This window comes from Rhizobium sp. LARHSG275 (assembly GCF_052871115.1).
On record NZ_JBIXJN010000027.1, the window covers coordinates 55,009 to 81,337 of the forward strand.

Sequence of the window (26,329 nt, forward strand, 5' to 3'; positions counted from 1 at the left end):
ACAGAGCCGATTCAAAAATTGAATATGCCGATGTCATTAATGTGCCATTGACAACTATATGCTGTTAGCACATAAAAGCACATCAACCCGGAACGATGCCTTCCATGGACATGCAACTCGCGCCTGCGCCGCTCGTGACGGATCCTCGCCGACGGCTTATTCTCTTCTTCTTCCTGATGACGGCCATGTTCATGGCGACGCTCGATAATCAGATCGTCTCCACGGCTCTGCCGACGATCGTCGGCGAATTCGGCCATCTCGAGCGCTTCGGCTGGATCGGCTCGGCCTATCTCCTGTCGCTGAGCGCCGTCATGCCGGTCTATGGCAAGCTTGGCGATCTGTTCGGCCGCAAATACGTGATGATGACGGCGATCATGATCTTCACCGTCGGATCGACAGTCTGCGGCCTGGCGGTCTCGATGGACACGCTGATCGCCGCCCGCGTGCTGCAAGGCCTTGGCGGCGGCGGCATCATGGTGTCGATCTTCGCCGTCAACGCCGACCTGTTCGAGCCGCGCGAACGGGCTCGCTACCAAAGCTATTCCAGCCTCGTGCTGATGGCATCGGGCGCAATCGGCCCCGTGCTCGGCGGCACGATGAGCGATCTCTTCGGCTGGCGCTCGATCTTCCTCGTCAACGTGCCGATCGGCTTCGTCGTGCTCATCGGCCTTGCCTTCATGCTGCCGTACCGCAAACCGCATCGCCGCCCCAAGATCGATTATGCCGGTGCGCTCCTGCTTGCCATGACGACGACAAGCATCGTGCTTGCCACCGACAGCAGCGAATTGTTCGGCGCGTTGATCTCGCCTGAGAGTATCGGCATCGTCGCCTTCGGCGTCGTCTGCGCCGTCACCTGGGTGTTCGTCGAGCGCCGCGCGCCGGAACCGATCGTTCCCCTGCAGCTGTTTCGCAATTCGACCTTCAGCCTGCTCCTGGTGATCTCGATCATGGGCGGCGCCGTCGCCATCGGCATGGTCAATTATCTCGCCCTCTTCCTGCAGACCACGACCGGCCTTTCGCCGTCTGCCGCCGGCCTGCTCTTCATCCTCCTGACCGGCGGCCTCGTCTGCGGGTCGCTTTCCGCAGGCCGTATCATCTCGATAACGGGGCGCTACAAGCCCTTCGCCATCGCAAGCCTCACCTGCAGCGCCACCGCCTTTGCGCTGATGTCGCAGACCCACGCCGGAACGCCGATCGCCTTCATCGGCGCGATCATGATGCTGCATGGCATCGGCATCGGCCTTGCCCAGCAGGTTCCCATTATCGGCGTACAGAATGCAGCACCCACCCGCGACGTCGGCGCCGCCACCGGCTCGGTGACGCTGTCGCGCATGGGCGGCGCCTCGATCGCCATTTCCATCTACGGCGCCATCATCGCCTCTGAGCTCGGCAAGGTCAGCATCTCCATTCCCGGCGTCGCCGATATCAAGCAGCTGACGCCGAAAATGATGGCCGCCCTTCCCGAAGCGAGTCGCCAGGCCGTCGCCGATACCTATGCCGCCGCTTTCTCGCCGCTGTTCATGACCTCCTGCGCCATTGCGCTGATCGGCCTTGCCGCCGCCATCATGCTGAAGCCTGTGCAGCTGCCCCGCGCCGGCGAGACGACGAAGCAACCGGCGGCGGAAGCTGCGGAATAGTCGAATCACGACGGCGAGAGAATGCTTCATCGGAAGGCATTCCTTCTCGATGAATATATCGTGGGTTGCAATTTTCTCGCAGGACTGTTGCTATCGGCCCGGTTGCTTCAATTGGGCCGTTCTTTTTCCGCGCCGTCGACGAATCTCCGCGTTGTGACGGAACTTTCGCCATAATTTCATCCGAGCGAAGGGTGGCCCTCATGCCTGAGGCTTGCCAAAATGCAACGGCGCCACATTTATACAGAGTCTCGCTATGCAACCGATGCGTAAATCAGCTACAGCAAGGACTTGTATCGGCCGATTGTGCAGTGCGAGATCAGGGGTGCGTCCCTGTTGAATTCCCTTTGCCATGGTCGGTCCGAATCTGCGGCAAACCGGCAAAACAGCGACATGATGCGGAGAAACAGCCTGGACAGCTTGACGACGTGGAAATCGCCCGCGCTTTCCAGTGATGCCATCTCCGCGCCGCAGCGTTTCGCCCGTCGCCTGATGCTGTTTTCGGCCGTCGCAATGGCGCTGAATGGCTGCCAAACGCTGATCGACCAATCCTATCAGCCGAGTGTTTCGCCTTCTTCCAATCCGCAGATCGTCGACGAGGTGCAGAAGAACGATCCGCGCGCGGCGATGGGCGCTCGTGAGCATCCGCGCATCGTATCAAGCTACGGCGGCGAATATAAGGACGCCAAAACCGAGCGCCTTGTCGCCCGCATCGCCGGCGCCCTGACGGCGGTGTCGGAAAATCCGAGCCAGTCCTACCGCATCACCATCCTGAATTCGCCGGCGATCAACGCCTTTGCGTTGCCGGGCGGTTATCTCTACGTCACCCGCGGCCTGCTCGCCCTTGCCAACGATGCCTCGGAAGTCGCCGCCGTGCTGTCGCACGAAATGGGCCACGTGACCGCAAACCACGGCATCGAGCGGCAGAAGCGCGAAGAGGCTGAGGTCATCGCCAGCCGTGTCGTCGCCGAAGTCCTTTCCAGCGACATCGCCGGCAAGCAGGCGCTTGCCCGCGGCAAGCTGCGGCTCGCCGCCTTCTCCCGCCAGCAGGAGTTGCAGGCCGATGTCATTGGTGTGCGCATGCTCGGCGAAGCGGGCTACGACCCCTATGCCGCTGCCCGTTTCCTCGATTCGATGGCCGCTTACAGTCGCTTCATGTCGGTTGATCCCGAAGCCGACCAAAGCCTCGACTTCCTGTCGAGCCATCCGAATTCGGCGCAACGCATAGAGCTTGCCCGCACCCACGCCCGCGCCTTCGGCCAGGAAGGCTCGGTCGGCGACAAGGGCCGTAATTATTATCTCGACGGCATAGATGGACTGCTCTACGGCGACAGCCCCGAAGAAGGTTATGTGCGCGGCCAGACCTTCCTGCATGGCGGCCTCGGCATCCGTTTCGACGTGCCGCCGGATTTCCATATCGACAACAAGGTCGAGGCGGTGATGGCCACCGGCCCGAACGACATCGCCGTCCGCTTCGACGGCGTCGCCGACAATCAGAACCAGAGCCTCACCAACTATATCTCCAGCGGCTGGGTGACCGGCCTCGATCCGTCGACCATCCAGCCGATCACCATCAACGGCATGGAAGCAGCCACCGCGCGCGCCAGCGCCGACCGCTGGGATTTCGATGTCACCGTGATCCGCAACAATTCGCAGATCTTCCGTTTCCTGACCGCCGTGCCGAAAGGCAGCGACGCCCTTGAGCCAACGGCCAGTGTCTTGCGCGCGAGTTTCCGCCGCATGACGCCGGCAGAGGCAGCCTCGCTGAAGCCGCTGCGCATCCGCGTCGTCACCGTCCGGCCGGGTGAGAACATCTCGACGCTCGCAGCCCGCATGATGGGCACAGACCGCAAGCTCGATCTCTTCAAGCTCATCAACGCCCTGCCCACGGGTGCAGCCGTTTCTACAGGCGATCGCGTCAAGATCATCGCCGAATAAAAAGGCCCGGCTTGCGCCGGGCCAGTCTGTGCTGCTGGAGGGGATAGGGTTCAGGCGTAGGCCGCCATATGCGGATCGGCGCTGACGAGCGCGCTGCGAAGCTTCTCCATCGCTCGGCTTTCAATCTGACGCACACGTTCCTTGGAAATGCCGAGATCGGCGCCGAGCTCTTCAAGCGTGGCACCGTCCTCCGCCAGACGTCGGGCGCTGATGATCTTCATCTCGCGTTCGTTGAGATGTTTCAGCGCCGAGGCGAGCCAGACGCGGCGGCGTTCGCCGTCGATCATGTTGGACACCTGCTCGTCCGGCAGGGGATCGTCGCTGACGAGGAAGTCCATCTTCTCCGCACTCTCGGCATCGCCGGAGACCGACGGCGCCTGCAGCGAAGCGTCGTTGCCGGAAAGCCTGGCATCCATCGTTTGCACATCGGAGAGGCTGACGCCGAGGGCCGCGGCGATTTCCTGGTGAATGGATTGCAGCGTCAGCTGGGTGTCACCCTTGGCGAGCTTGGCGCGAAGACGGCGCAGATTGAAGAACAGCGCCTTCTGCGCCGAACTCGTACCGCCGCGCACGATCGACCAGTTGCGCAGAATATAGTCCTGGATCGAAGCCCTGATCCACCAGCTTGCATAAGTCGAAAAGCGCACGTCGCGCTCCGGCTCGAAGCGAGCGGCGGCTTCCAGCAGGCCAACGTAGCCCTCCTGCACCAGATCGCTCATCGGCAGGCCGAAATTGCGGAATTTGCCGGCCATGGATATGACGAGGCGCATATGGGCCATGGCGATCTGGTTGCGCGCGCCGCGGTCGTCGTGATCCTTCCAACGGGTGGCGAGATCGTGCTCTTCCTGACGGGCGAGATAAGGGGCGGCCATCGCGATTTTGATCATGCGCCGATCTGCAGACATGTTCTTCATTTCGATCTCCCGAAACAGGCCTCTCGCCCTGAAATGAACAATAAAACTCATCTTCCGGAACATCGCTGTCCGGATTGAATGGTGTTCTGAATGCATAAAAGCCTCGCCCCTGGACTTTTCAGGGGGAGGCCCTATTTCTCATCATGTGCCGGTAAGACGGCTGGGCTGGACCTGTTTTTTCACCTTGCCGGATTGGCAATATAGAAAAGGCATGATCCGCTCCTCATCGAACATTGACGGAATAGCAGTTCGCTCGCTGAGGCATTGCCCGACGAGCAGTCCGCAATTACGTATGTTAAACGCGGCAGTCGGAAAAAAGTTCCAATAAAAAAACCCGGCGCGAAGGCCGGGTTTTTTGATGGAAAAACAAGGTCGCTTTATGCGGCTTCGTCCTGTGAATCGTCTTCTTCGATCGCCTTGCCCCGCTTCGGACCCTTGTTGAGATTCGTCTCGACGAGGCGGACGGCTTCTGTTTCCGACATCTTGTTGACGGCGGCGATTTCGCGCGCCATGCGATCGAGGGCAGCCTCATAAAGCTGGCGCTCGGAATAGGACTGCTCGGGCTGGTTCTCGGCACGATAGAGATCGCGCACGACTTCAGCGATGGAAATCAGGTCGCCGGAATTGATCTTCGCATCATATTCCTGGGCACGGCGGGACCACATGGTACGCTTGACGCGTGCCTTGCCCTGCACAACCTTCAAAGCACGCTCGACGAAATCCGTTTCCGAAAGCTTGCGCATACCGATGCTCATGGCCTTGGCGACCGGAACCTTCAGACGCATCTTGTCCTTCTCGAAATCGATAACGAAAAGTTCGAGCTTCATGCCGGCAACTTCTTGCTCTTCGATAGCGGTGATGGTACCGACGCCATGAGCGGGGTAGACAATCGATTCACCGGTCTTGAAGCCGTGACGTGCTGTAGAAGGCTTTTTCTGCTGAGTCGTCATTCTATTCAAAAACTCCCTGTTACGCTTCCGGCGGCGGCCGGAGCCGGGTCAGTCAGGCCCGGGTGAGACGGTAGTATCCGTCGGGTGACTTCACTCTGGTCCCATCGGGCAAAAGCAAAGACTTCTTGCGCTCGATCTTGGGACCCGGCGCTCAAAGCGTTGATATGTCACGGAAACCGTGTACGGATTTGTTTTGCTTTCGTGATGGTTTTGGGCATGCGTCATGCCACAAATGGAACAGTAGACGAAACCTATCATAAAAATATGAGGAAATCAATAATTTGCTTCGCTTGAGTCATGCGGGCAACACATGTCACCCATATGCCTCACGCAGCTTTTAAAAGGTTTTTCCCGACGGTCGCCTGAAGCCGGCGACCGAATGTAGGCGCTGTCTCAATCGCCGGAACCGGGCTTGTCGGAGAAATACTTCTCGAATTTTCCGGTCTCGCCATCCATTTCCTTGGCCTCGGGCAACGGGTCCTTCTTGATCGTGATATTCGGCCAGATCGTGGCATATTCGGTGTTAATCTTCAGCCATTTGTCGAGGCCCGGCTCAGTATCGGGCTTGATCGCCTCGGCGGGACATTCCGGTTCGCAGACGCCGCAATCGATGCATTCGTCAGGATGGATGACGAGGAAATTCTCGCCTTCATAAAAGCAGTCGACAGGGCAGACTTCCACGCAGTCGGTGTATTTGCACTTGATGCAATTGTCGGTCACGACATAGGTCATGAAGAACTCCAGGATTTCCATGCGGATGGGGCCGGGCAACCTGGAACGTCGCGCCTATCCCCGTGCCGGAGGAAAAGCGTGAGCAGGCTTGGGAGGCAAGCACGCTTCCGGCAGGTTGTCAGTGACGTATCGGCTTTAGCGCCGGATTTCAAGGATAAACGATCTGCAAAAACCGCCGCCGCAGACAGAGTTTTCTAATCCTCGTCCGACATCAGCCTGTCGATTGCACGTCTTTCCTTTTTGGTCGGACGGCCGGCGCCGGTCGCCCGGATCGCCTGCTCGTAGGGCGTGAGACGTTTTGCCTCATCCGGCGGCGGGGATTGGTCGTCGTAGAGCAGGCGCGCCTCCTCGTAAGGACCGCGCCGCTCGCCGGCAAGGCGCATGACGAGAACGACATCGCGCCGCTCCAGCGTCAGCTCGATACGGTCGCCCGGCTTGACCATCTGGCTCGGATGGCTGCAGCGCTCGCCGTTGATACGCACATGGCCCGATTGGATATGGCTCTGCGCCAGCGAGCGCGATTTCACCATGCGCGCGAAGAACAGCCACTTGTCGATGCGCTGGCGCGAACCGCTTGTCGGCTGTGTCTCCCCGCTCATGATTACTTCTTCATCTGCTCCTTGAGAGCTGCAAGCTTGGCGAAAGGCGAATCCGGATCGATCGGCTTCTCCTTGCGCGGTGGCTTGGCCTCGAAGCGCAGCGGCTGCGAGCCGCTGCGATTGTTGTTGCGGTCGTTACGATCGTTACGCTCACCACGATCCTTGCGATCGCCACGCTCCTGCCGGTCGCCACGCGGCTGGTCGCCCCGTGGTTGGTTGTTGCGGTCGCCTCTTGCCTGCTGCGGCCGGCCGCCATCGCGACCTGCGCCGTCCTTGCCGCGGTTCTGGCGATTGTTGTCGCGGCCGTCGCCATTGCGATTGCCCTCGCCGCCTTCACCGCCGCCCGGCCGGCGATTGCGGTCGCCGCGCTCCTGGCTTTGACCGCGCTGCTCGCCCTGGCCGCCACGGCGTTCGCCATGCCCGCCGCGCGCCTGGCGCTGATTGTCGTTGCGACCGCCAAGACGCCACAGAAGAACCGGCTTCGGTTCCGCCGGCTCGCCGGCTTCCCCAGATGCAGGTACTGCTTCATCGGAAGCCGATACCGCTTCCGCAGGAGCGGAGGTTTCCCCGGCAGCAGAGGCTTCCGCAGGAGCGGATGTCTCGATCGGTTCGGCCGGAGCGGCGATTTCGACCCCTTCCGCCACGGGCGCGTCCGCGACTGCCGAAGCCGCCTCGGTTGCGGCGGGCTCGGCAGCAGTCTCTTCTGCCGCGCCGTCGGCATCGTCGTGGTCGGCCTTTTCGGCTGTTTCTTCCGCGGGCGCTTGCGCGCTGGCGGCGGGCGCTGAGGCTGCATCCTGCGTCGCAAGATGTGCCGAAGCTTCTTCCGCCTTCACGGCATCGGCGCGATAGCCGAGACCCTTGAGGATTTCTTCCATGTCCTCGAGTGTCGCACCGAGGATCGACAGCATCGCCGTCGTCGTCGTGAAGCGGCGGCCGTCATAGGCGCCCTCCGGACGGTTGTTCTGACCGGGCTTCCATTGCAGCAGCGGACGGATGATATCGGCAAGCCGTTCCAGGATGTCGATACGCACGGCACGCTTGCCGAGGAAACGGAAGCCGGCGAGCTTGTAGAACATCCGCTCGAAGCTCGGATCGGTGACGACGGAGGTGCGGCCGGCGGCAAGCACGGGAATGAGATCGCCGTAGCCCGGCTTGTCCAAACCGTCGTTCTTCAGCGCCCAGAGCAGCGTGATGAGTTCGGCCGGCGCCGGCTTCAGAAGGGCCGGAACGAAGATATGATAGGCGCCGAAACGCACGCCGTAGCGGCGCATGGAGGCGCGGGCTTCCTGGTCCAGCGACTTCACCTCCTCGGTCACGTCGCGGCGGAACAGCACCCCGAGATTCTCGACGAGCTGGAAGGCAAGCCCCTTGGCGAGCCCTTGCAGGTCCTCGGCGCGCGACAGATCATCGAGCGGCTTCAGCACCGTGCTGATATGATGATTGACGAAGCGCTCGATGCGCGCGGCAACGTGATCGCGGGCATTGCCCGTCAATTGCTCGTCGGCCAGCAGGATCACGCGCGGACGCATGATGTGATCGCTGCCCGAAAGCCGCGCCACCGGGTCGCCCAGCCAGCGGATCAACCCATCCGAACCGATCACCAGATCGCTGTTGCCGGCGGCATGCATCCGGGCCGCGCGGGCTTCGAACTCGAGCCCGAGCGCCTTCTGCGACGCAGCCTGAACCGCCTTGGCATCCGGCCCGTCCGTTCCCGCCACCGGCGTGAAACGGAATCCGCTCAACTGCCCTACATGATGTCCTTCAACGAAGACATCGCCATTCACACTGATTTCAGCTTCCAGCATCGCATTCTCTCTCAGGCGCTTCATGAGCACAGATGTCCTGCGATCAACAAAGCGTTTCGTCAACCTTTCATGTAACGCGTCGGACAATCGATCTTCGATTTCCCGCGTCTTTTCCTGCCAGTGTGTCGGATCGGCAAGCCAACCGGGCCGATTCGAAACGTAGGTCCAGGTCCTTATCTGCGCGATTCGCGCCGAAAGCGTGTCAATTTCGCCATCTGTTCGATCGGAGCGATGAACCTGCTCCGCAAGAAACTGCTCGTTCACCGTGCCATAGCGGACGAGATCGGAAAAGAGGGTCGAGATAAGATCGGCATGTTGTGCTGGGGTGATACGCCGATAGTCGGGAAGCGCGCAAGCCTCCCAGAGTTTTTCGACGCGCGCCGGCCTGTCGGCGAGATCGATGACCTCGGGATAACGCGAAAGCTGCTCCAGCGCCTGCTGGTCGACCGCAGGCAGCGCCCGCGTCAGCCCCGGCACGCGCGGCCCGACCTCAAGGCTGGCGCGCAGCGACGCGATTGAGGAGAAGTCCATCTCCGTCGTCCGCCACTGCAAAACCTTGACGTTATCGAACTCGTGTCCTTCGATGCGCTGCACCAGCTCGTCGTCAAAAGGCGAGACTTGTCCGGTGACGCCGAAGGTCCCGTCTCGCACGTGCCGCCCGGCGCGGCCAGCGACCTGGCCGAGTTCGCCCGGATTGAGATTGCGGAACTGGTAACCGTCGAATTTCCGGTCCTGGGCAAAGGCGACGTGATCGACATCGAGGTTGAGGCCCATGCCGATCGCATCGGTCGCCACCAGGTATTCGACGTCGCCCGCCTGATAGAGCGCCACCTGCGCATTGCGGGTGCGCGGGCTGAGCGCACCGAGCACGACCGCCGCGCCGCCGCGCTGCCGGCGAATGAGCTCGGCGATGGCATAGACCTCGTCGGCGGAGAAGGCGACGATGGCCGAGCGCTGCGGCAGCCGGGTGATCTTCTTCTGCCCGGCATAGAAAAGATGCGAAAGCCGCGGCCGCTCGACGATTGTGATGCCGGGCAGGAGCTGCTGCAGGATCGGCCGCATTGTCGCCGCGCCGAGCAACAGCGTTTCCTCGCGGCCGCGAAGATGCAGGATGCGGTCGGTGAAGATATGGCCACGCTCGAGATCGCCTGCGAGCTGCACCTCATCGATCGCGACGAAGGCGGCTCTGGTCTCTCGCGGCATCGCCTCGACAGTGCAGACGGAAAAACGCGCATTAGGCGGCGAAATCTTTTCCTCGCCGGTGACCAAGGCCACATTCTGTACGCCGACCTTCTCCACCACCCGCGTATAGACCTCGCGCGCCAGCAGCCGGAGCGGCAGGCCGATCACGCCCGTTCCGTGCGCGACCATGCGCTCGATGGCATAATGGGTCTTGCCGGTATTGGTCGGCCCGAGCACCGCGGTCACACCGCGCCCGCTGAGAATCATCGGCTGCGAAGTCAGAGTCATGGGTCCATGCAAATGAGGCGGGTGGCCCCAGGAAAATCTCGGCTCCTCGGTGGAAGCAGAGAACACATGGACAGCTGCCGCCGCAAACGCAAGGGCAGATTTCAAAATGCCTCGGGGATTACGACCTTTGCGAGTCGTGCGGAATGCCCGAATTTCCGATTCGGAACAGCGTGAGAACGAATCAGCGACGAATCGCTGACTTCCGCTGATTCAGCTTTTGTTCACGGCTAAGTATTGATTTTGAATCACTTTTTCCCACTAGATGCTGAATCATGAGACTCTCTCCCGTTTGCATTTTCGAGGTCGCGGGTGGCGATTCCCGCCCCATGTTGAGCGGGCGAAAATCCGCCCGAAATTAACCTCTCGACCAAAGCCGGAACGAATCGGAGACGAATCGCTGACTCGGCCATTTTCACCTTTCGTTCACGGCCACATCTGGTAGCGACTGCAGGTCCGGGTGCTAGATGCGGATCGATGACAGATCCCTTTGCCCTGCCTCGTTGTAGCGGCATTAATCTTTCGAGAGCTGGATTCAGACGGCGTTAAGTCAAGGCGGCACATATTGGGGCTCCGATCAAACACGGAACGAATCGCTGACGAATCGGCGACATCGCGATTTTCCCGATTTGTTCACCGCAACATATTGTATTTACATGTCTTTTTAACCATAATGGCAATTTCCGGAAATAACGGAACTTAAACCGTGAATCAGGCGCCGTCACATTTCCGGAGCTTAACCGGGAACAAAAATCGCCAATGTGTGTTTCTCGTCCATCCAAATTGCCGATGAAATGAAGGAAACACACCATGCTTGGCACAATACTTCTTATTATCCTCATTCTGCTCTTGATCGGAGCCCTGCCGAATTGGGGTTATAGCCGTGGCTGGGGCTATGGACCTTCCGGCGGTTTGGGGCTAGTTCTCGTGATTATCATTATCCTTGTACTAATGGGCCGCATCTAAAGCCCAACTAACCTGGGGAGTTACGACATGATGAAGAAGATTGTTCTTATTGGTGCCCTCGTCGGCGCCTTGGCATCCTGCACACCAACCGAGCAAGGTACGGCGATCGGCGCCGGCACCGGCGCGGTTATCGGCGGTGCCGTTACCAACAGCTGGGGTGGTGCCGCCGTCGGCGCCGTTGCCGGCGGCCTGACCGGCGCTCTGATCGGCCAGTCGGTCGAACGCCGCGGCTACTGCGTCTATCGCGACCGCTACGGCCGCCGCTACGAGGCTCGTTGCCGCTACTGATCGGCAAGCATATCGGACTCCCAACGGGCGCTTCGGCGCCCGTTTTTCTTTTGGCTGCCACATCCGTCAACGTAACGTTGACAATTGGTTGCGAAAGTCAAATCTACCGCCGCCAAACGGCCAGGCACATATTTCCTTTACGAGCGCAACGGATAGGCAAAGCCGCCCGGCGCACCGGAAAGGAAACGTTTCCATGATTCACACTTTGCTGAATTCCCTCGTAGCCGTTCTCATCGCGTCGGCTTTCCTGGCGACCGCGATATCAGTCCTCAGCAGCGAAGATCGCTCGCTGCGCAAAGTGCCGGCCAGTGTTCGGCCACAGCGACGTCCATAAACAGAGATTGGCGCGTTCAGCCGGACGCGCCAATTGCTTTGAATCTGATCTCTACTGTCGACTCCAAGACAGAAATGTCTAGGCGAAGAACTGTCCGCCATTGGCCGTCAGCGTCGAACCGGTGATGAAACCGGCATCGTCGGAGACGAGGAAGGTGACGCAGCGCGCGATCTCTTCCGGTTCGCCGAGACGGCCGACGGGGATCTGCGGAATGATGCGTTCGTTCAGCACCTTCTCCGGCACGGCAAGCACCATTTCCGTTCCGATGTAACCGGGGCAAATGGCGTTGACGGTGATGTTCTTGTTCGCCCCTTCCTGGGCCAGCGCCTTGGTGAAACCGAGATCGCCCGCCTTGGCCGCCGAATAGTTCACCTGGCCCATCTGGCCCTTCTGCCCGTTGATCGACGAGATATTGACGATACGGCCGAAGCTGCGGTCACGCATGCCGGTCCAGACCTGATGCGTCATGTTGAACAGGCCGGTGAGGTTGGTATTGATCACCTCGTGCCATTGCTGCTGCGTCATCTTGTGGAACATCGCGTCGCGGGTGATGCCGGCATTGTTGACGAGGATTTCGACCGGACCGATCTCGCTTTCGACCCTGGCAATTCCCTCGCCGCAGGCGAGGTAATCCGAAACATCCCATTTGAACACCGGAACGCCGGTAACGTCGTGGAAGGCTTTGGCCTTCTCGTCGTTGCCGGCATAGCTGGCAGCGACCCTGTATCCGGCATTTTTCAGTGCCATGGATATTGCCGCGCCGATGCCGCGTGTGCCCCCGGTGACCAAAGCCACTCTGCTCATGTTCCGCTCCCCTATTGTTTTTCGCCTCGCCGCTTGGCGGGATATTCAATCAAACATGGATCGTATGCTATTTAAAGCGCTTCAAAGCACATGGCCACACCCATGCCACCGCCGATGCAAAGCGTGGCGAGACCTTTCTTCGCGCCGCGGCGCTTCATTTCGAACAGCAGCGTGTTGAGAATGCGCGCGCCGGAGGCGCCGATCGGATGGCCGATCGCAATTGCCCCGCCATTGACGTTGACGATCGACGGATCCCACCCCAGATCCTTGGTGACGGCGCAGGCTTGCGCCGCGAAGGCCTCGTTGGCTTCGACGAGATCGAGATCGTTCACCGACCAGCCGGCCTTCTCGAGCGCCTTGCGCGAGGCCGGGATTGGTCCGGTGCCCATGATCTGCGGATCGACACCCGCCGTTGCCCAGGAAACGATGCGGGCGAGCGGCTGGATGCCGCGCCGGACCGCCTCCGCTTCGCTCATCAGCACCGCCGCAGCGGCACCATCGTTGAGGCCGGACGCGTTCGCGGCGGTGACCGTGCCGTCCTTGTCGAAAGCCGGGCGCAATTTCCCCATCGCCTCCAGCGTGGCGCCGTGACGGATATATTCGTCGGCATCGACCGTAACGTCGCCCTTACGTGTCTTGATGACGTAGGGGATGATCTCGTCGACAAAGCGACCGGCTTTCTGCGCTGCCTCCGCCTTGTTCTGCGAACTGACGGCGAACTGATCCTGGTCGTCGCGCGAAAGCTGCCACTGGCGCGCAACATTCTCGGCGGTGATGCCCATGTGGTAGCCGTGGAAAGCGTCGGTCAAGCCGTCCTTGATCATCGTGTCGATCATCTTCATGTCGCCCATCTTGACGCCGCCGCGTAAGTGCGCGGCATGCGGCGCCATCGACATGGATTCCTGGCCGCCGGCAACGATGATCTTGGCGTCGCCGGTGGCGATCTGCTGCATGCCGAGCGCCACCGCGCGCAGGCCCGAGCCGCAGAGCTGATTGACGCCCCAAGCCGTCGCTTCCTTCGGAATGCCGGCCTTCATCGCCGCCTGGCGGGCCGGGTTCTGGCCCTCGCCGGCGGAAAGCACCTGGCCGAGGATTACCTCGTCCACCTCGCCGGGATCGACGCCGGCGCGCTCGAGAGCGCCCTTGACGACGGCCGTCCCGAGCTCATGCGCGAGGACTGTCGCGAAAGCGCCGTTGAAGGCGCCGACTGCTGTTCGCCCTGCACTGGCGATGACGATGGATGGATTGCTCATGGGGACGCTCCTCGTTTTCGTCTCACTTACATAAGTGGAAACTGGCAAAGCTTGGAGCACAAGTCAAACGCGAAGACCGGCAGCCGTCATTTTTAGGCAAAGCCCGTCAAAGCCCGATTCATCTGCTCTGTGAAAGGTTTGCCGCATCGCACAAAGAGATTGTCACCGGGCTTCTTTTGCGTTTACAGTCTCAAATGGAGGAATATCCATAAATCAGACGGGGGTCCAGGAGACTGATATGGCGAAGCATGAGGGTCAGATCGTTATCAAGAAATACGCCAATCGCCGCCTATACAACACGGGCACCAGCACCTACGTGACGCTGGAAGACCTGGCGGAGATGGTGAAGAAGGGCGAAGAATTTACCGTACAGGATGCAAAAAGCGGAGATGACATCACCCATTCGGTGCTGACCCAGATCATCTTCGAACAGGAATCGAAGACCGGCAACACGTTGCTCCCGATCTCCTTCCTGCGCCAGCTCATCACCTATTACGGCGATCAGATGCAGATGGTCGTGCCGAGCTTTCTCGAACATTCGATGCGCTCCTTCACCGAACAGCAGGCCCAGATGCGCGAGCAGGTGACCCGCGCCTTCGGCGAAACGCCGCTCGGCAAGAACCTGCAGTTGCCGATGCAGATGGTCGAGGACCATGTTCGCCGCAACACCGAGCTGTTTCAGCAGGCGATGCAGATGTTCTCGCCCTTCATGACGCCGCCCGCCAAGGAAAGCCGCAAGGCCGAGGCCAAGGATATCGACGAGCTGAAGGAACAGCTCCGCGCTCTTCAGAACAAGCTAGACAACCTATAATCCGATCGACACATCCCGCCCGGCGCTCCGGATCGACACGGCAAAACCGCCGATGACATCGATCAGAGCGATCGTCATCAAAATGAAGAACACCTGCGTCGCAGCATCCCGGACGAGCAAAAACTCAACCAGGAAGGCGATGAACACCAGCATCGACAGCATGTGGTTGACGAGATTGCCGGGGCCGGTTCTGGTGGCTTTGAGGATTTCGAAGAACAGCACGACAAGTGCGATGACGATGAAAAGATCGCCGAGCGCCATGCTCCAGATGGCGCCCGAGATCATCGACAGCACGATGATATCATGTTGCAGTGCCGGAATGCCGCCATCGCCCATCAGGCCCAGCATCGCGAGATTGTAAAGAATAAACGGGATAATCATTAGGGGCATGGCGGCTATCATCTGCAATCTCCCAGCGCATCATGGAAGAATACTGCCGCAAACCGTTGCCTGACTGCAAGTCATTGCAAATATTATATCGTCGATATGCAAAAGGCCGGCGTGACGCCGGCCTTGAAACTTCGATCGGACAAGCCGGATCGGGAAATTATGCGCTTTCCTTCGGCGTCAGAACCTGGCGGCCGCGATACATACCGGTCTTCAGGTCGATATGATGCGGGCGACGCAGTTCGCCGGAGTTCTTGTCTTCGACGTAAGTCGGAGCCTTCAGGGCGTCTGCCGAACGGCGCATACCGCGCTTGGACGGGCTTGTTTTTCTCTTCGGTACAGCCATTTCTCTTACTCCACTTGCGGGCAAAACATTCCCACGGCCAGACTGGCGGCCGAAACGGACATGTCGCGATTTCGGAATTTGGCGCGCTTATACATGCAAGGGGTGGCGTTGACCAGTCCCCATGCGTATTTTTTGCGAAGCCGATGATTCCGGGCTCAGACTTCGTCCTCCGGTACGATCCACGGCTCGGCGCGGGCCGCCTCTTCCCATTTTCGCCAGGCCGGATGCGCCTTCATGGTCTCCATATAGGCCAGGATGTCGTTTCGGCTGACGAGATCATAGATGTCGAACCGGTTGACGACAGGTGCAAACATCGCATCCGCCCCGCTGAACGCGCCAAACAGAAACGGTCCGCCGGATTGCTGCAGGAGGTCGCGCCAGATCGTCTCGATGCGGCTGGTGTCGGCGTCGACACCATCCGGCAACGCGATCTTGCCCTTTGGCCGGCGGATATTCATCGGGCAGGCGCTACGCAGCGCCCGGAAGCTCGAGAGCATTTCCATCGAAACCGATCGGGCGAGCGCCCGCTCGGCCCGATCCCTCGGCAGAAGGCCGGCGTCCGGATAAAGTTCGGCGACATATTCGATGATCGCCAGCGATTCCCAGATCTTCAATGCGCCGTGCTTGAGAAGCGGCACCCGCCCGGTCGGCGAAACCGCCTTGATATTGGGATTGCCACCCGCATCGTCGAAGGGGATCAGGACTTCCTCGAAATCGATTCCGGCAGCCGTCAGCGCCATCCACGGCCGGAACGACCAGGAGGAATAATTCTTGTTGGCGATGTAAAGCGTCGGTTTGTCCATGGGCCTCTCCCGTTCAGGCTTCGAAATCGAAGATCAGCAATTCGTGGAAATGGTTCATATCCTCGAACACGCAGAATGCCGGCGGTGTCAGCTCGAAAACAACCGCCTTGCGGCGGATATCGTCGGCCACATCATCGAGCATCGCCTGCCAGCGCGGCAAGGCTTCATCCTCCAGCCGTTCGATCGCATAGGCGAAGGTTATATGGAACTTATAGTCCTCATGGTTCGGCTGGCGATAGCCGAGAAGATCGGCCAGTGCGCTGCGCCAGGCGCGCATGATCTTGCGGTCGTTCGCCGTCGCCCCGTCGACGAGCAGGCCCGACGGACGCGCTTCGACGATGGCGACCTTGAAGGGGTCAAACATCGAGAAACCTTCCAGCCTTGCCGCCATCAGCGCGGTCATGTCGTCGATGGGCGTATCGAGAGGGAGATCGCTTGGCCAGTAATCCTGCCGGCGCCTGGTCTCGATGACACCTTCGAAAAGCGTCATGTGAATGCTTGATATCGGCGTGAAGAGGAACTGCGGGGCCTCGGTCATCGCCAGATATTTTTCGCGCGCTTCGATCAGCGCCGTCTGCGTCTGCGAGCCCTTCTCGAGATGACAGACGATGGTGTTGCCGGCTTCCGGCAGAAAGCCGCCGTGCTTGCCATAACGGCTGCCGAGATGGGCGGGCGGGGTCGGATTATGCGCCTTCGAATAAAAGAGAAGCTCCGGCGAAAATGTCGTGATGGTCATGGGCGAATCGGGGCTCTGGTTGGACTGCATTCGCCCATATGGCAGAACCAAGACTGTCAGATGACGCTTGCCGGTTTCAACGACAAGTTCTGATGTCAATCATAGATGCACCTGATGTAATCGCCCGAACCTTGCCCGCGTCTCTCGATGACGCCCGCGAGCCGGCGAAGGCCTCGTCCGGGCTTGCCGGCATTGCGGTCGATCGGGTTTGGCAGCGAGACGGCAAGCAGCGATGCCTGGCGCCGCGTGAGCTTCGAGGCGGGCACCTTGAAATGATGCTGGGCCGCCGCTTCGATGCCGTAGATGCCGGGACCCCATTCGGCAATGTTGAGATAAATTTCCATCAGCCGTCGTTTCGACAAGACGAAATCCGTGGTCACCGCGAGCGGAAGTTCCAGCCCCTTGCGCACGAAGGAGCGGCCGTTCCAGAGGAAGAGGTTCTTCGCCGTCTGCATCGGGATGGTACTGCCGCCGCGCGTCGCCTGACCTTTCAGCGTATCCTCGACCAGCATGCGCATTTCCGCCCAGTCGACGCCGCCGTGAAAGCAATACTGCCCGTCCTCCGACATCATCACCGACTGCACCGCAACTGGGGCGATTTTATCAAGCGATACCCATTGCCTGTCGTAACCACGCAGCAGCACGAGATCGCGCAGCATCAGCGTCGAGACGGGGTGAATGAAGGGCAACAGATAGAAAAAGATCAACGCATAGGGAAGGATCAGCACGATCAGCATGGCAACAACGATGCGTTTCAACACACGCCGGTCTTCGAACCATCGCCGACGAGCCGGCATGTCGACGCTGTCCTCTCTCTCTGGCGCTATATCCAATGTCCCCAGTCCGATTTCGCTCCTGTCGTTCTCATAACGCCTGTGTAAAGCTTATGCCAGAGTGCGTGGCGAATCTTGCTGCCGCCATCGACAATTCCGTTGCAAGCCCGGGGGCGCTCATGCCAAACAGCGCCCATGGACGCGAACCGGGACACTTTCGAGACGAGGCTGAAGAACAACGCCCGCGAGATCGAGGCGCTGCTCGACGCATTGCTTTCACCAAATGCTCTTTCCGATGAAATGGCCAGGCCCGAGACGCTGCGCGATGCCATGCACTATGCCGTGTTGAACGGCGGCAAGCGGCTGCGCCCGTTTCTCGTCGTCGAAAGTGCCGCCCTTCTCGGCGGCGACGCCGAGGCGGCACTTCGCGTCGGCGCAGCACTCGAATGCGTCCACTGCTATTCCCTCGTGCATGACGACCTGCCGGCCATGGACGATGACGACCTGCGCCGCGGCAAACCGACGGTGCACATAAAGTTCGACGAAGCGACGGCAATCCTCGCCGGCGACAGCCTGCTGACCTATGCCTTCGACATCATCGCCGCGCCGGAAACGACCCTTGCCGATACGAGCAAGGCATCGCTGGTACTGGCCCTTGCCCGCGCAGCCGGTCTCGGCGGCATGGCCGGCGGCCAGGCGCTCGATCTCGCGGCGGAAAGGCAGGCGCCCGACGAGGCCGGCATCATCCGCCTGCAGGCGATGAAAACAGGCGCGCTGATCCGCTTCGCCTGCGAAGCCGGCGCCGTCATCTCGGCAAGCCCGCCGGACGATCGCCGCCGCCTGCGCGCCTTCGGCGAAAAGATCGGCCTTGCCTTCCAGCTTGCCGACGACATTCTCGACCTGACCTCGGATGCGGCAACCATGGGCAAGGCGACCGGCAAGGATGCAGCCCGCGGCAAGGGAACACTCGTCGCCTTGCGCGGTATGGAATGGGCCGAGAGCCAGCTCCGTGAGCACGTCCGCGATGCCGAGGCGCTGCTTGCCCCCTACGGTGCCCGCGCCTCGACCCTCATCGCTGCAGCGCATTTCATCGCCGACCGGAAGAACTGAACCGCAGGTCAGGCTGCCAGTATCTCCTCGAGGGCGGAGACCAGACGGGCACACTCCTCGTCCGTGCCGATGCTGATCCGCAGGAAATCCGAAATACGCGGCTTGGCGAAATGCCGGACGAGAATGCCGCGCTCCCGCAGGGCGGCTTGAAGCGCTGCCCCCGACCGGCTTTCGTGCCTCGCGAAAACGAAATTCGCCTCCGACGGCAGAACCTCGAAATCCAGCGCTTCAAGTTCCGAGACCAGGTCTTTCCGGCTGGCGATGATTTTCCCCCGGCATGTCTCGAACCATGCCTCGTCCTTGATCGCCGCCGTCGCAGCAAGCTGCGCCAGGCGATCGAGCGGATAGGAATTGAAACTGTCCTTGACCCGCTCCAGCGCCTCGATCAGCGGCCGCTGTCCCAGCGCGAAGCCGATGCGCAGACCGGCAAGCGAACGGGATTTCGACAGGGTTTGGATTACCAGCAGATTGGGATATTTGGAAATGAGCGGCACGGCGCTTTCACCGCCGAAATCGATATAGGCCTCGTCTATGACGACGACCGCATCCGGATGGGCGGCAAGAAGCGCCTCGATACCGGCAAGCGGCAGGCCGATACCGGTCGGTGCATTCGGATTGGGGATGATGATCGCGCCGCATGGCCTGTCGTAATCTTCCAGCCGGATCCGGAACCCATCATCAACAGGTATCTCGATCGCTTCGACGCCGTATAGCAGGCTATAGGTCGAATAGAAGGCATAGGTCACATCGGGATAGAGAAGCGGTCGCTCATGTTTCAGCAGCGCCTGGTACGCATGCGCAAGAACCTCGTCGGAGCCGTTGCCGACGAATATTTCTTCCGCCGTCAGGCCGAAACGGGCCGCGATCGTCTCGCGCAATTCGGTAGCAGTGGGGTCGGGATAGAGCCGCAGGCGATCGTCCGCCGCTTCCCGGATCGCCTCGATCGCCCTAGGAGACGGCCCGTAGGGGCTCTCGTTGGTATTGAGCTTGACCATGTTCGCGATACGGGGCTGCTCGCCGGCGACATAGGGCCGAAGCTTGCTGACGATATCAGACCAGAACCGGCTCATGCGAACCTGCGGGCGCTCATTCCGCCGCCGTCCGCTGGCCGAAACGCTTCTCGATATAGTCGACGACAAGCGCTTCGAAGTCGGCGGCGATATTGGGACCGCGCAGCGTCAACGCCTTCCGGCCGTCGATGAAGACGGGGGCCGCCGGCGTCTCGCCGGTACCCGGAAGCGAAATGCCGATATCGGCATGTTTGCTTTCGCCCGGCCCATTGACGATGCAGCCCATGACGGCGACGTTCAGTGCCTCGACGCCGGGATATTTCTCGCGCCAGACCGGCATGTTCTTGCGGATGTCGTTCTGGATGTTCTGAGCGAGCTCCTGGAACACCGTTGACGTCGTACGTCCGCAGCCCGGACAGGCCGCAACGACGGGTATGAACTGGCGGAAGCCCATGACCTGCAGGATTTCCTGCGCCACCTGGACTTCGCGCGTGCGGTCGCCGTTCGGCTCCGGCGTCAGCGACACGCGGATCGTATCGCCGATGCCGTGCTGCAGCACGAAGCCCATCGCCGCCGACGAGGCGACGATGCCCTTGGTCCCCATGCCGGCTTCCGTCAGACCGAGATGCAGCGCGTGATTGGAGCGTTCGGCAAGCATGGAATTGACGGCGATCAGGTCCTGCACCTGGCTGACCTTCGCCGACAGGATGATGCGGTTGCGCGGCAGGCCGATCTCTTCGGCAAGGGCTGCCGAAAGCAGCGCCGACTGCACGATCGCCTCGCGCGTCACCTGCCGGGCCGAAAGCGGCGATCCGGCCTCGGCGTTCCGGTCCATCAGCGCCGTCAGCAGATCCTGGTCGAGCGAGCCCCAGTTGACGCCGATACGCACCGGCTTGTCATACCGGATCGCCATCTCGATGATCTCGGCGAACTGCTTGTCCTTCTTGTCCTTGAAACCGACATTGCCGGGGTTGATGCGGTATTTCGCCAATGCCGCGGCACAATCAGGATGATCGGCGAGCAGCTTGTGGCCGATATAGTGGAAGTCGCCGATCAAGGGCACGTCCATGCCGAGGCGCAGCAGCCGCTCGCGGATCTTCGGCACGGCGGCCGCACTCTCGTCGCGGTCGACGGTAATGCGCACCAGCTCCGAACCCGCCCGGTGGAGAGCGGCGACCTGCGCGACGGTGGAATCGATATCGGCCGTATCGGTATTCGTCATGGATTGCACGACGACCGGCGCCCCGCCGCCGACGATGACGCCGCCGACATCGACGGCAACGGAAGCGCGGCGCGGTTTCGGATCAAAATCGGCGGCTGAAGACATGGAGAGTTCTTGCACCCCTAAAGCATGTCGCGCAAAAGTGTGCAGCGGTTTTGCGATAACGACATGCGAAAAATAAAGACCTAAAGCGCGAGAAGCAAATCTGAAAGATTGCGACGCGCTTTAGTGCTTTTCAGGTGGATCAAGGCCGGCTGCTTGTCAACCGCCCCTGATATCACTTTTGTTGGGAGGCGGCTCAGTGACCGCCCCTGGAGGTCTCATCGGCATAATGGGCTAGGTTAGACAGCAGCAAAACGACGAGCAGCAGCAACGGCAGCGCCATGAAAACGACGGCAAATCCGATATGCTCGGCGACGAAGCCGATCAACGATGGCGCAACCAGCATGCCGGAATAGCCAACGGTCGTGACCACCGAGATACCGATGCCAGGCTTGAGGCCGGGTATATTGCCCGCCGCCGAGAAGGCGATCGGCACCATGTTGGAAATGCCGATACCGCAACAGGCAAAGCCGAGGATGGCAAGCTCGGCATTGGGCGCCAAGCCTGCAAGCAGCATGCCGACAATGGCAAACAGCGTACAGATGCGCAACGTCTTGACGCCGCCGAGACGGTCGCGCACCAGGTCGCCGCCAAAGCGCATGATGGCCATGGTCGCCGAAAAGGCTGCGAAGCCAAGACCGGATAGTGCCACGGATGCATCCATTTCCTGCCGGAGATAGAGCGCGCCCCAGTCGAGAACCGCGCCTTCCGGCACCATCGAGAACAGCGCCATCAATCCGAGCAGCCACGGTAGCGGCACCATCGGCAGCTTCGTCTTTTCCTTCTTGGTGTCGGGATGCGGTGGATCCGCAAGGATCATCGGCCATGCCAGAGCAAGGAAGATTGCCGCCAGCACCGTCGCCAGTTGCGCATGGCCGAGAATGCCGAGCTTGGAGATCACGATGCCGCCGAGACCTGAGCCGATCAGTCCGCCAAGGCTCCAGAAAGCGTGGCAGGACGACATGATGGCGCGGCGCATGGACTTCTCGACCGAGACCGCATTGGCATTCATCGCCACATCCATTGCGCCGATAAGGCCGCCGAACAGGAAGAGCGAAATTGCCCCGGTCAGCACATTTGGCGCGAGCGTCAATGCCAGCAGCAACGGCAGCATGCAGACAGCCAGCACCTGAACGACGATACGCGAGCCGTGTTTGGCGATCTGTGCACCGGCGATCGGCATCATGACCAGCGAGCCGACGCCGAAAACGAGGATCATCAACCCAAGCTCGAACTTGGTCAGCGCCAGACGCTCGGCAAAATCCGGGATCTTCGGCGCCCAGCAGCCGACGACAAAACCGTTCATGAGAAAGAGCAGGGAAACCGCCGCCCTGCTTCTGGTAATGAAGCCGCTCCGAGCTCCCGGCGTACTCACGTGATTATCCATTTCCGGTCTTTCCTCATTGCCGGGCTTGCTTGGCCCGGTTTCCCAAAACTCTGTGATGGCGCCTCAGTTCGCTTTCTCGGCGAGAACAGTCCTGCATCCGCGCTCGCGGTAACCGGCAAGAACGGCCGGATCGGCATCGTGCTCGACGACCAGGCATTCGCAATGCGCAACCGGCAGGATGCTATGGGGGGCAGCAGTGCCGAATTTCTCCGAGGTTGCGGCCACCAGCACCCTTTTGCTCCTGGATGTTGCAAACCGCTTGAACTCCGCATCCTCGAAGCCGAACACCGTGATGCCGGCCTCGAGATCGACGCCGCAGGCGCCGAGAATGCAGAGATCGGGCGAGATCTGCTCCATATCCCGCAAGGCCTTGGCGCCGAGCGAACCGCCCGTCTGCCGGTCCACCATTCCGCCGATCAGGATGACGTTGACAGCCGGCTTGTCGATCAGCGCCGCGGCAATCGCCGGCGCGTTCGTTGCAGCCGTCAGTGCTAGGTCGGCCGGCAACGCATTGGCAATCGCCAGATTGGTGCTGCCCGCGTCGAAGAACACGGTCGAGCCGGCGGCAATCTGCTTTGCCGCAGCGCGCCCCAGCGCCTGTTTCCGGTCAGCCGCAAAGCCGATGCGCTGCGACAGGCTTCCACGCGCCGGTGAGACCGGCAATGCGCCGCCATAAACCCGCTCGCAGAGCCCTGCTGCCGCCATCTCGCGCAGATCCCGCCGTACGGTGTCCTCGGAGACACCGAATTCGAGCGCAAGCTCCGTCGCCAGCACGCGGCCATTCAGCCGCAGCCTCTCGGAAATCACGCCTTGGCGCTCTCGCAACAGAAAATCCTGCATGTTCCTACCGAATCGAGATCCTATAAACTGAGAACGTGCATAAACGCTTATGATCATGCACGCAATATGCACGGTCACACGTTTTCTGACGTTCGGAAACAAAGCTGCACTAGCAGAGCGAACATGCCCTATTGACCGAGGCGGGAAAATCGATTGGTCATTCCGATTTTTCGCAGTCATACGTCGGGCGCCCGTCTCCGTGCCCGCGCCATTCGAATATAGCTCTCTCGTCTGGGCTTGCTTTCTGGGTTGTCTGATCTGGGCTGGCATCCCGACACAGAATGTGGTTGTCGGCGCCGCATTGATCATCATCGTCAGCGAAAAACTGCGCGGCCGCATCGCCGCTTGATGCCTGTTTCTGCCGGATTCATGGTTCGAGCGGCCGTTTGAGAAAAATATTTGCAGTTGCTGCTTTTATTCGCAGTTTTCTACGCTTCCGGCGCCCTAATTTTCTGCCAACTATCCTCATCCGAAGCACCTCCCAAGGATGGATAGAACAATGAACTGGTTAAAAACCGTCGCCGCCGCCGCCCTCATTCAGGCTGCGGCCCTCCTGCCTGCCCATGCCGGTGAAAACCTCGCCGCCGTCAAATCGGCCGGCGTCTTCAAGATCGGCACCGAAGGCACCTATGCGCCCTTCACCTACCATGACGAAAGCGGCAAGCTCGTCGGCTTCGATGTCGAGATCGGCGAAGCGATCGCCGCCAAGCTCGGCGTCAAGGCCGAATTCGTCGAAGGCAAGTGGGATGGCCTTATCGCCGGCCTCGACGCCAAGCGCTACGACACGGTCATCAACCAGGTCGGCATCACCGAAGCCCGCAAGCAGAAGTATGATTTCTCCGAGCCCTATATCGCCTCCAAGGCCGTGTTGATCGCCCGCGACGGCGACGACAGCATCAAGTCCTTCGCCGACTTGAAGGGCAGGAAGGCCGCCCAGTCGCTAACCAGCAATTTCGGCAAGCTCGCAACCGAAGCCGGTGCCGAACTCGTCGGCACCGACGGTTTTGACCAATCGATCCAGCTGGTGCTGACCAAGCGTGCCGACGCGACGATCAACGACAGCCTCTCCTTCCTCGATTTCAAGAAGCACAAGCCCGACGCGCCGGTGAAGATCGTCGCCGAGCAGGAAAATGCCGACTACTCCGGCGTCATCATCCGCAAGAACGAGCCCGAGCTTCTCGCCGAAATCAACAAGGCGCTTGCCGACATCAAGGCCGACGGCACTTACAAGAAGATCGCCGACAAATATTTCGGCCAGGATGTTTCCAAGTAAGTTCAACTGAAGAAAGAGTCCCCTCGCCAACCTCTCCCCACAAAGGGGGAGGGGCTTAGCCGGCGGACCGCCTCATCTCCAAATAATCGTTTCGGCCTGCCGCGCGGTCGCTATTTCTTGCGAGGCGGCACCTAGATAAATCCCTCCCCCTTGTGGGGAGGGGTTGGGGAGGGGTATTCGGGTATCACGACCCAACCGACGAGAGAGAACTCCCTTGGCGCACTGGCTCCAACTGATGGCGGAATCGCTGCCCTCGCTCCTGTGGGCGGGGCTAATCTTCACCATTCCGCTGACCCTGCTATCCTTCGTCTTCGGCCTGGCCCTCGGGCTCGCCACCGCAATCGCCCGGCTCTTCGGGCCGATGCCGCTTTCGGCCATCGCGCGCTTCTATGTCTGGGCCATCCGCGGCACGCCGCTGCTCGTACAGCTCTTCGTCATCTTCTACGGCCTGCCGAGCCTCGGCATCCTGCTCGATGCCTTCCCGGCCGCCCTCATCGGCTTCACACTGAATATCGGCGCCTACAGCTCCGAGATCATCCGTGCTGTCATTTCCTCGGTGCCGAAGGGCCAATGGGAGGCCGCCTATTCGATCGGCATGAGCTGGCGCCAGGCGATGAGCCGCACCATCCTGCCGCAGGCCGCTCGCGTAGCCGTGCCGCCATTGTCGAACACCTTCATCTCGCTGGTCAAAGATACCTCGCTTGCCGCGGCCATCACCGTGCCCGAGCTTTTCCAGGCGGCGCAGCGCATCGTCGCCACCACCTATGAGCCGCTGATCCTCTATATCGAGGCGGCGCTGATCTATCTCGTCCTGAGCTCCGTCCTCTCGCAGCTGCAGGTGCGGCTGGAACGCCGCTTCGCGCGTTATGGCGGCATGCTGGAGGCAAATGCATGATCGAGCTTTCCAACATCGAAAAGCGCTTCGGCGACGCCATCATCCTCAAGGATATCAGTCTCCGCATCCCCGAAGGCAGCGTCACCGCGCTCGTCGGGCCTTCCGGCGGCGGCAAGAGCACGCTGCTGCGCTGCATCAACCTGCTCGAAATTCCGACCGCCGGCTCGATCCGCCTCGGAGAGGAAAAGCTGGCCTTTGCGCCAGGCAAACGAACGAGCTGGCAGGCGATCCAGAAGATCCGCCGCCAGACCGGCATGGTCTTCCAGAACTTCCAGCTATTCCCGCATCAGACCGCGATCGAGAATGTCATGGAAGGCCTGGTGACGGTGCTGAGATGGCCGAGGGAAAAGGCCCGCGAGCGTGCGATGGAATTGCTGACCAAGGTTGGCATGACGCACAAGGCCGATGCCTGGCCTTCGACGCTGTCGGGCGGCCAGCAGCAGCGCGTCGCGATCGCCCGCGCACTGGCGCCGTCGCCGCGCGTGCTTCTCTGTGACGAGCCGACATCCGCCCTCGATCCCGAGCTTTCGGCCGAAGTGGTCGATGTGCTGGGCCAACTTGCCAGCGAGGGCACGACGATGGTGATGGCGACCCACGATCTCCGGCTCGCTTCCAAGATCGCCAATGACGTGGTTTTCCTGGAAGCCGGCAGCGTGGTGGAAACGGGCAGCGCCAGGGCTATCTTCAGTGCGCCGGAGCGCGAGCGCACCAAACGCTTCATCTCGACGATCAACGCCGCCCATACGTACGATATCTGAGCTAGAGCATGATGCCGAAAAGTGCGAGCGGTTTTCGGACGACTTCATACTCTATTTCTTTGATTTAGAGCGGGATTGTTTTATGTCCGTTCATATCCGGCTTCCTTGAAGTAGTTTTGGCACTCTTTCGGCGAGACGGTTTGAAGGGTGGCTGCCAGCGCGTCGTCGATGGCCTGTCGGGTTCGAGCCTGC

25 protein-coding genes and 2 pseudogenes are annotated in these 26,329 nt (G+C 60.7%); 10 read left to right on the forward strand and 17 right to left on the reverse strand.

What is annotated here, in order from left to right; genetic code table 11:
- The first annotated feature begins 104 nt into the window (after positions 1-104).
- Positions 105-1,637 carry an MDR family MFS transporter gene (locus tag ACIPSK_RS28795; RefSeq protein ID WP_162115041.1) on the forward strand — a complete coding sequence of 511 codons (1,533 nt, stop codon included), beginning with the start codon at positions 105-107 and terminating at the stop codon, positions 1,635-1,637.
- A gap of 390 nt (positions 1,638-2,027) precedes the next feature.
- Positions 2,028-3,572, forward strand: coding sequence for a M48 family metalloprotease (locus tag ACIPSK_RS28800; RefSeq protein WP_162115040.1), 1,545 nt, complete (start codon positions 2,028-2,030; stop codon positions 3,570-3,572).
- Between the two features lie 50 nt (positions 3,573-3,622).
- Here ACIPSK_RS28800 and ACIPSK_RS28805 read toward each other — a convergent pair whose 3' ends face one another.
- The 5 genes from ACIPSK_RS28805 to ACIPSK_RS28825 all read right to left on the reverse strand — a co-directional run bounded on the left by ACIPSK_RS28805 (position 3,623) and on the right by ACIPSK_RS28825 (position 10,042).
- Positions 3,623-4,486, reverse strand: coding sequence for an RNA polymerase factor sigma-32 (locus ACIPSK_RS28805; RefSeq protein ID WP_012759432.1), 864 nt, complete (start codon positions 4,484-4,486; stop codon positions 3,623-3,625).
- 377 nt (positions 4,487-4,863) lie between these two features.
- On the reverse strand, positions 4,864-5,436 hold the full coding sequence (locus tag ACIPSK_RS28810; RefSeq protein WP_003543775.1) for a CarD family transcriptional regulator: 573 nt from the start codon (positions 5,434-5,436) through the stop codon (positions 4,864-4,866).
- 393 nt (positions 5,437-5,829) lie between these two features.
- Positions 5,830-6,168 (reverse strand): ferredoxin FdxA, encoded by a 339-nt coding sequence (fdxA, locus tag ACIPSK_RS28815; protein WP_026154348.1) that lies wholly within the window; start codon positions 6,166-6,168, stop codon positions 5,830-5,832.
- Positions 6,169-6,362: 194 nt separating this feature from the next.
- On the reverse strand, positions 6,363-6,767 hold the full coding sequence (locus ACIPSK_RS28820) for an RNA-binding S4 domain-containing protein (RefSeq protein WP_017966113.1): 405 nt from the start codon (positions 6,765-6,767) through the stop codon (positions 6,363-6,365).
- A gap of 2 nt (positions 6,768-6,769) precedes the next feature.
- Positions 6,770-10,042: a helicase-related protein gene (locus ACIPSK_RS28825; protein WP_162115039.1), complete on the reverse strand. Its 3,273-nt coding sequence runs from the start codon at positions 10,040-10,042 to the stop codon at positions 6,770-6,772.
- Between the two features lie 807 nt (positions 10,043-10,849).
- Here ACIPSK_RS28825 and ACIPSK_RS28830 point away from each other — a divergent pair.
- Complete coding sequence (locus tag ACIPSK_RS28830) at positions 10,850-11,005, forward strand: DUF3309 family protein (RefSeq protein WP_017962528.1); 156 nt, start codon at positions 10,850-10,852, stop codon at positions 11,003-11,005.
- Between the two features lie 27 nt (positions 11,006-11,032).
- Positions 11,033-11,293: a YMGG-like glycine zipper-containing protein gene (locus ACIPSK_RS28835; RefSeq protein WP_017966111.1), complete on the forward strand. Its 261-nt coding sequence runs from the start codon at positions 11,033-11,035 to the stop codon at positions 11,291-11,293.
- Between the two features lie 412 nt (positions 11,294-11,705).
- On the opposite strand, the gene phbB is transcribed toward ACIPSK_RS28835, so the two are convergent.
- Positions 11,706-12,431 (reverse strand): beta-ketoacyl-ACP reductase, encoded by a 726-nt coding sequence (gene phbB, locus ACIPSK_RS28840; protein ID WP_017962530.1) that lies wholly within the window; start codon positions 12,429-12,431, stop codon positions 11,706-11,708.
- A 71-nt stretch (positions 12,432-12,502) separates the two neighbouring features.
- On the reverse strand, positions 12,503-13,684 hold the full coding sequence (locus ACIPSK_RS28845; protein WP_446533087.1) for an acetyl-CoA C-acetyltransferase: 1,182 nt from the start codon (positions 13,682-13,684) through the stop codon (positions 12,503-12,505).
- Positions 13,685-13,922: 238 nt separating this feature from the next.
- Between ACIPSK_RS28845 and phaR the strand changes: the two genes are divergently transcribed.
- Positions 13,923-14,495, forward strand: a complete 573-nt coding sequence (gene phaR, locus ACIPSK_RS28850; RefSeq protein WP_003543798.1) for a polyhydroxyalkanoate synthesis repressor PhaR — start codon at positions 13,923-13,925, stop codon at positions 14,493-14,495.
- On the opposite strand, the gene ACIPSK_RS28855 is transcribed toward phaR, so the two are convergent.
- The 5 genes from ACIPSK_RS28855 to mtgA all read right to left on the reverse strand — a co-directional run bounded on the left by ACIPSK_RS28855 (position 14,490) and on the right by mtgA (position 17,600).
- Entirely contained in the window at positions 14,490-14,897 is a 408-nt protein-coding gene (locus tag ACIPSK_RS28855) for a hypothetical protein (RefSeq protein ID WP_003543801.1), read from the reverse strand. The two genes, phaR and ACIPSK_RS28855, sit on opposite strands and share 6 nt — an antisense overlap.
- Before the next feature lie 145 nt (positions 14,898-15,042).
- Positions 15,043-15,228: a 50S ribosomal protein L32 gene (gene rpmF / locus ACIPSK_RS28860; protein ID WP_003543812.1), complete on the reverse strand. Its 186-nt coding sequence runs from the start codon at positions 15,226-15,228 to the stop codon at positions 15,043-15,045.
- A gap of 155 nt (positions 15,229-15,383) precedes the next feature.
- Positions 15,384-16,031: a glutathione S-transferase family protein gene (locus ACIPSK_RS28865; RefSeq protein ID WP_162115037.1), complete on the reverse strand. Its 648-nt coding sequence runs from the start codon at positions 16,029-16,031 to the stop codon at positions 15,384-15,386.
- 13 nt (positions 16,032-16,044) lie between these two features.
- Positions 16,045-16,767: a DUF1868 domain-containing protein gene (locus tag ACIPSK_RS28870; protein WP_162115036.1), complete on the reverse strand. Its 723-nt coding sequence runs from the start codon at positions 16,765-16,767 to the stop codon at positions 16,045-16,047.
- 95 nt (positions 16,768-16,862) lie between these two features.
- Positions 16,863-17,600, reverse strand: coding sequence for a monofunctional biosynthetic peptidoglycan transglycosylase (gene mtgA, locus ACIPSK_RS28875; RefSeq protein ID WP_162115035.1), 738 nt, complete (start codon positions 17,598-17,600; stop codon positions 16,863-16,865).
- Between the two features lie 135 nt (positions 17,601-17,735).
- Between mtgA and ACIPSK_RS28880 the strand changes: the two genes are divergently transcribed.
- The gene (locus ACIPSK_RS28880; protein WP_162115034.1) at positions 17,736-18,650 is read left to right on the forward strand and encodes a polyprenyl synthetase family protein; all 915 of its coding nucleotides are present in this window, start codon (positions 17,736-17,738) and stop codon (positions 18,648-18,650) included.
- A gap of 8 nt (positions 18,651-18,658) precedes the next feature.
- Here the strand turns inward: ACIPSK_RS28880 and hisC are convergent, their stop codons facing one another.
- From hisC to ACIPSK_RS28900, 4 genes are all read right to left on the reverse strand, one after another.
- The gene (hisC, locus tag ACIPSK_RS28885) at positions 18,659-19,720 is read right to left on the reverse strand and encodes a histidinol-phosphate transaminase (RefSeq protein ID WP_162115033.1); all 1,062 of its coding nucleotides are present in this window, start codon (positions 19,718-19,720) and stop codon (positions 18,659-18,661) included.
- Positions 19,721-19,736: 16 nt separating this feature from the next.
- Positions 19,737-20,987 carry a flavodoxin-dependent (E)-4-hydroxy-3-methylbut-2-enyl-diphosphate synthase gene (gene ispG / locus ACIPSK_RS28890; protein WP_162115032.1) on the reverse strand — a complete coding sequence of 417 codons (1,251 nt, stop codon included), beginning with the start codon at positions 20,985-20,987 and terminating at the stop codon, positions 19,737-19,739.
- A gap of 193 nt (positions 20,988-21,180) precedes the next feature.
- Complete coding sequence (locus ACIPSK_RS28895; RefSeq protein WP_162115031.1) at positions 21,181-22,371, reverse strand: MFS transporter; 1,191 nt, start codon at positions 22,369-22,371, stop codon at positions 21,181-21,183.
- Between the two features lie 63 nt (positions 22,372-22,434).
- Complete coding sequence (locus ACIPSK_RS28900; RefSeq protein ID WP_017966101.1) at positions 22,435-23,211, reverse strand: DeoR/GlpR family DNA-binding transcription regulator; 777 nt, start codon at positions 23,209-23,211, stop codon at positions 22,435-22,437.
- A gap of 178 nt (positions 23,212-23,389) precedes the next feature.
- On the opposite strand from ACIPSK_RS28900, the pseudogene ACIPSK_RS28905 reads away from it, so the two are divergent.
- From ACIPSK_RS28905 to ACIPSK_RS28920, 4 genes and pseudogenes are all read left to right on the forward strand, one after another.
- Positions 23,390-23,560, forward strand: a pseudogene (locus ACIPSK_RS28905) (DMT family transporter); the annotation flags it as partial.
- A 150-nt stretch (positions 23,561-23,710) separates the two neighbouring features.
- The gene (locus ACIPSK_RS28910) at positions 23,711-24,484 is read left to right on the forward strand and encodes an amino acid ABC transporter substrate-binding protein (protein ID WP_162115030.1); all 774 of its coding nucleotides are present in this window, start codon (positions 23,711-23,713) and stop codon (positions 24,482-24,484) included.
- 214 nt (positions 24,485-24,698) lie between these two features.
- Positions 24,699-25,379, forward strand: coding sequence for an amino acid ABC transporter permease (locus ACIPSK_RS28915; RefSeq protein ID WP_017966098.1), 681 nt, complete (start codon positions 24,699-24,701; stop codon positions 25,377-25,379).
- Positions 25,376-26,137: an amino acid ABC transporter ATP-binding protein gene (locus ACIPSK_RS28920; RefSeq protein WP_162115029.1), complete on the forward strand. Its 762-nt coding sequence runs from the start codon at positions 25,376-25,378 to the stop codon at positions 26,135-26,137. Before ACIPSK_RS28915 ends, ACIPSK_RS28920 begins: the two co-directional genes overlap by 4 nt.
- 80 nt (positions 26,138-26,217) lie before the next feature.
- Here ACIPSK_RS28920 and ACIPSK_RS28925 read toward each other — a convergent pair.
- A pseudogene (locus tag ACIPSK_RS28925) lies at positions 26,218-26,329 on the reverse strand (IS630 family transposase); the annotation flags it as partial.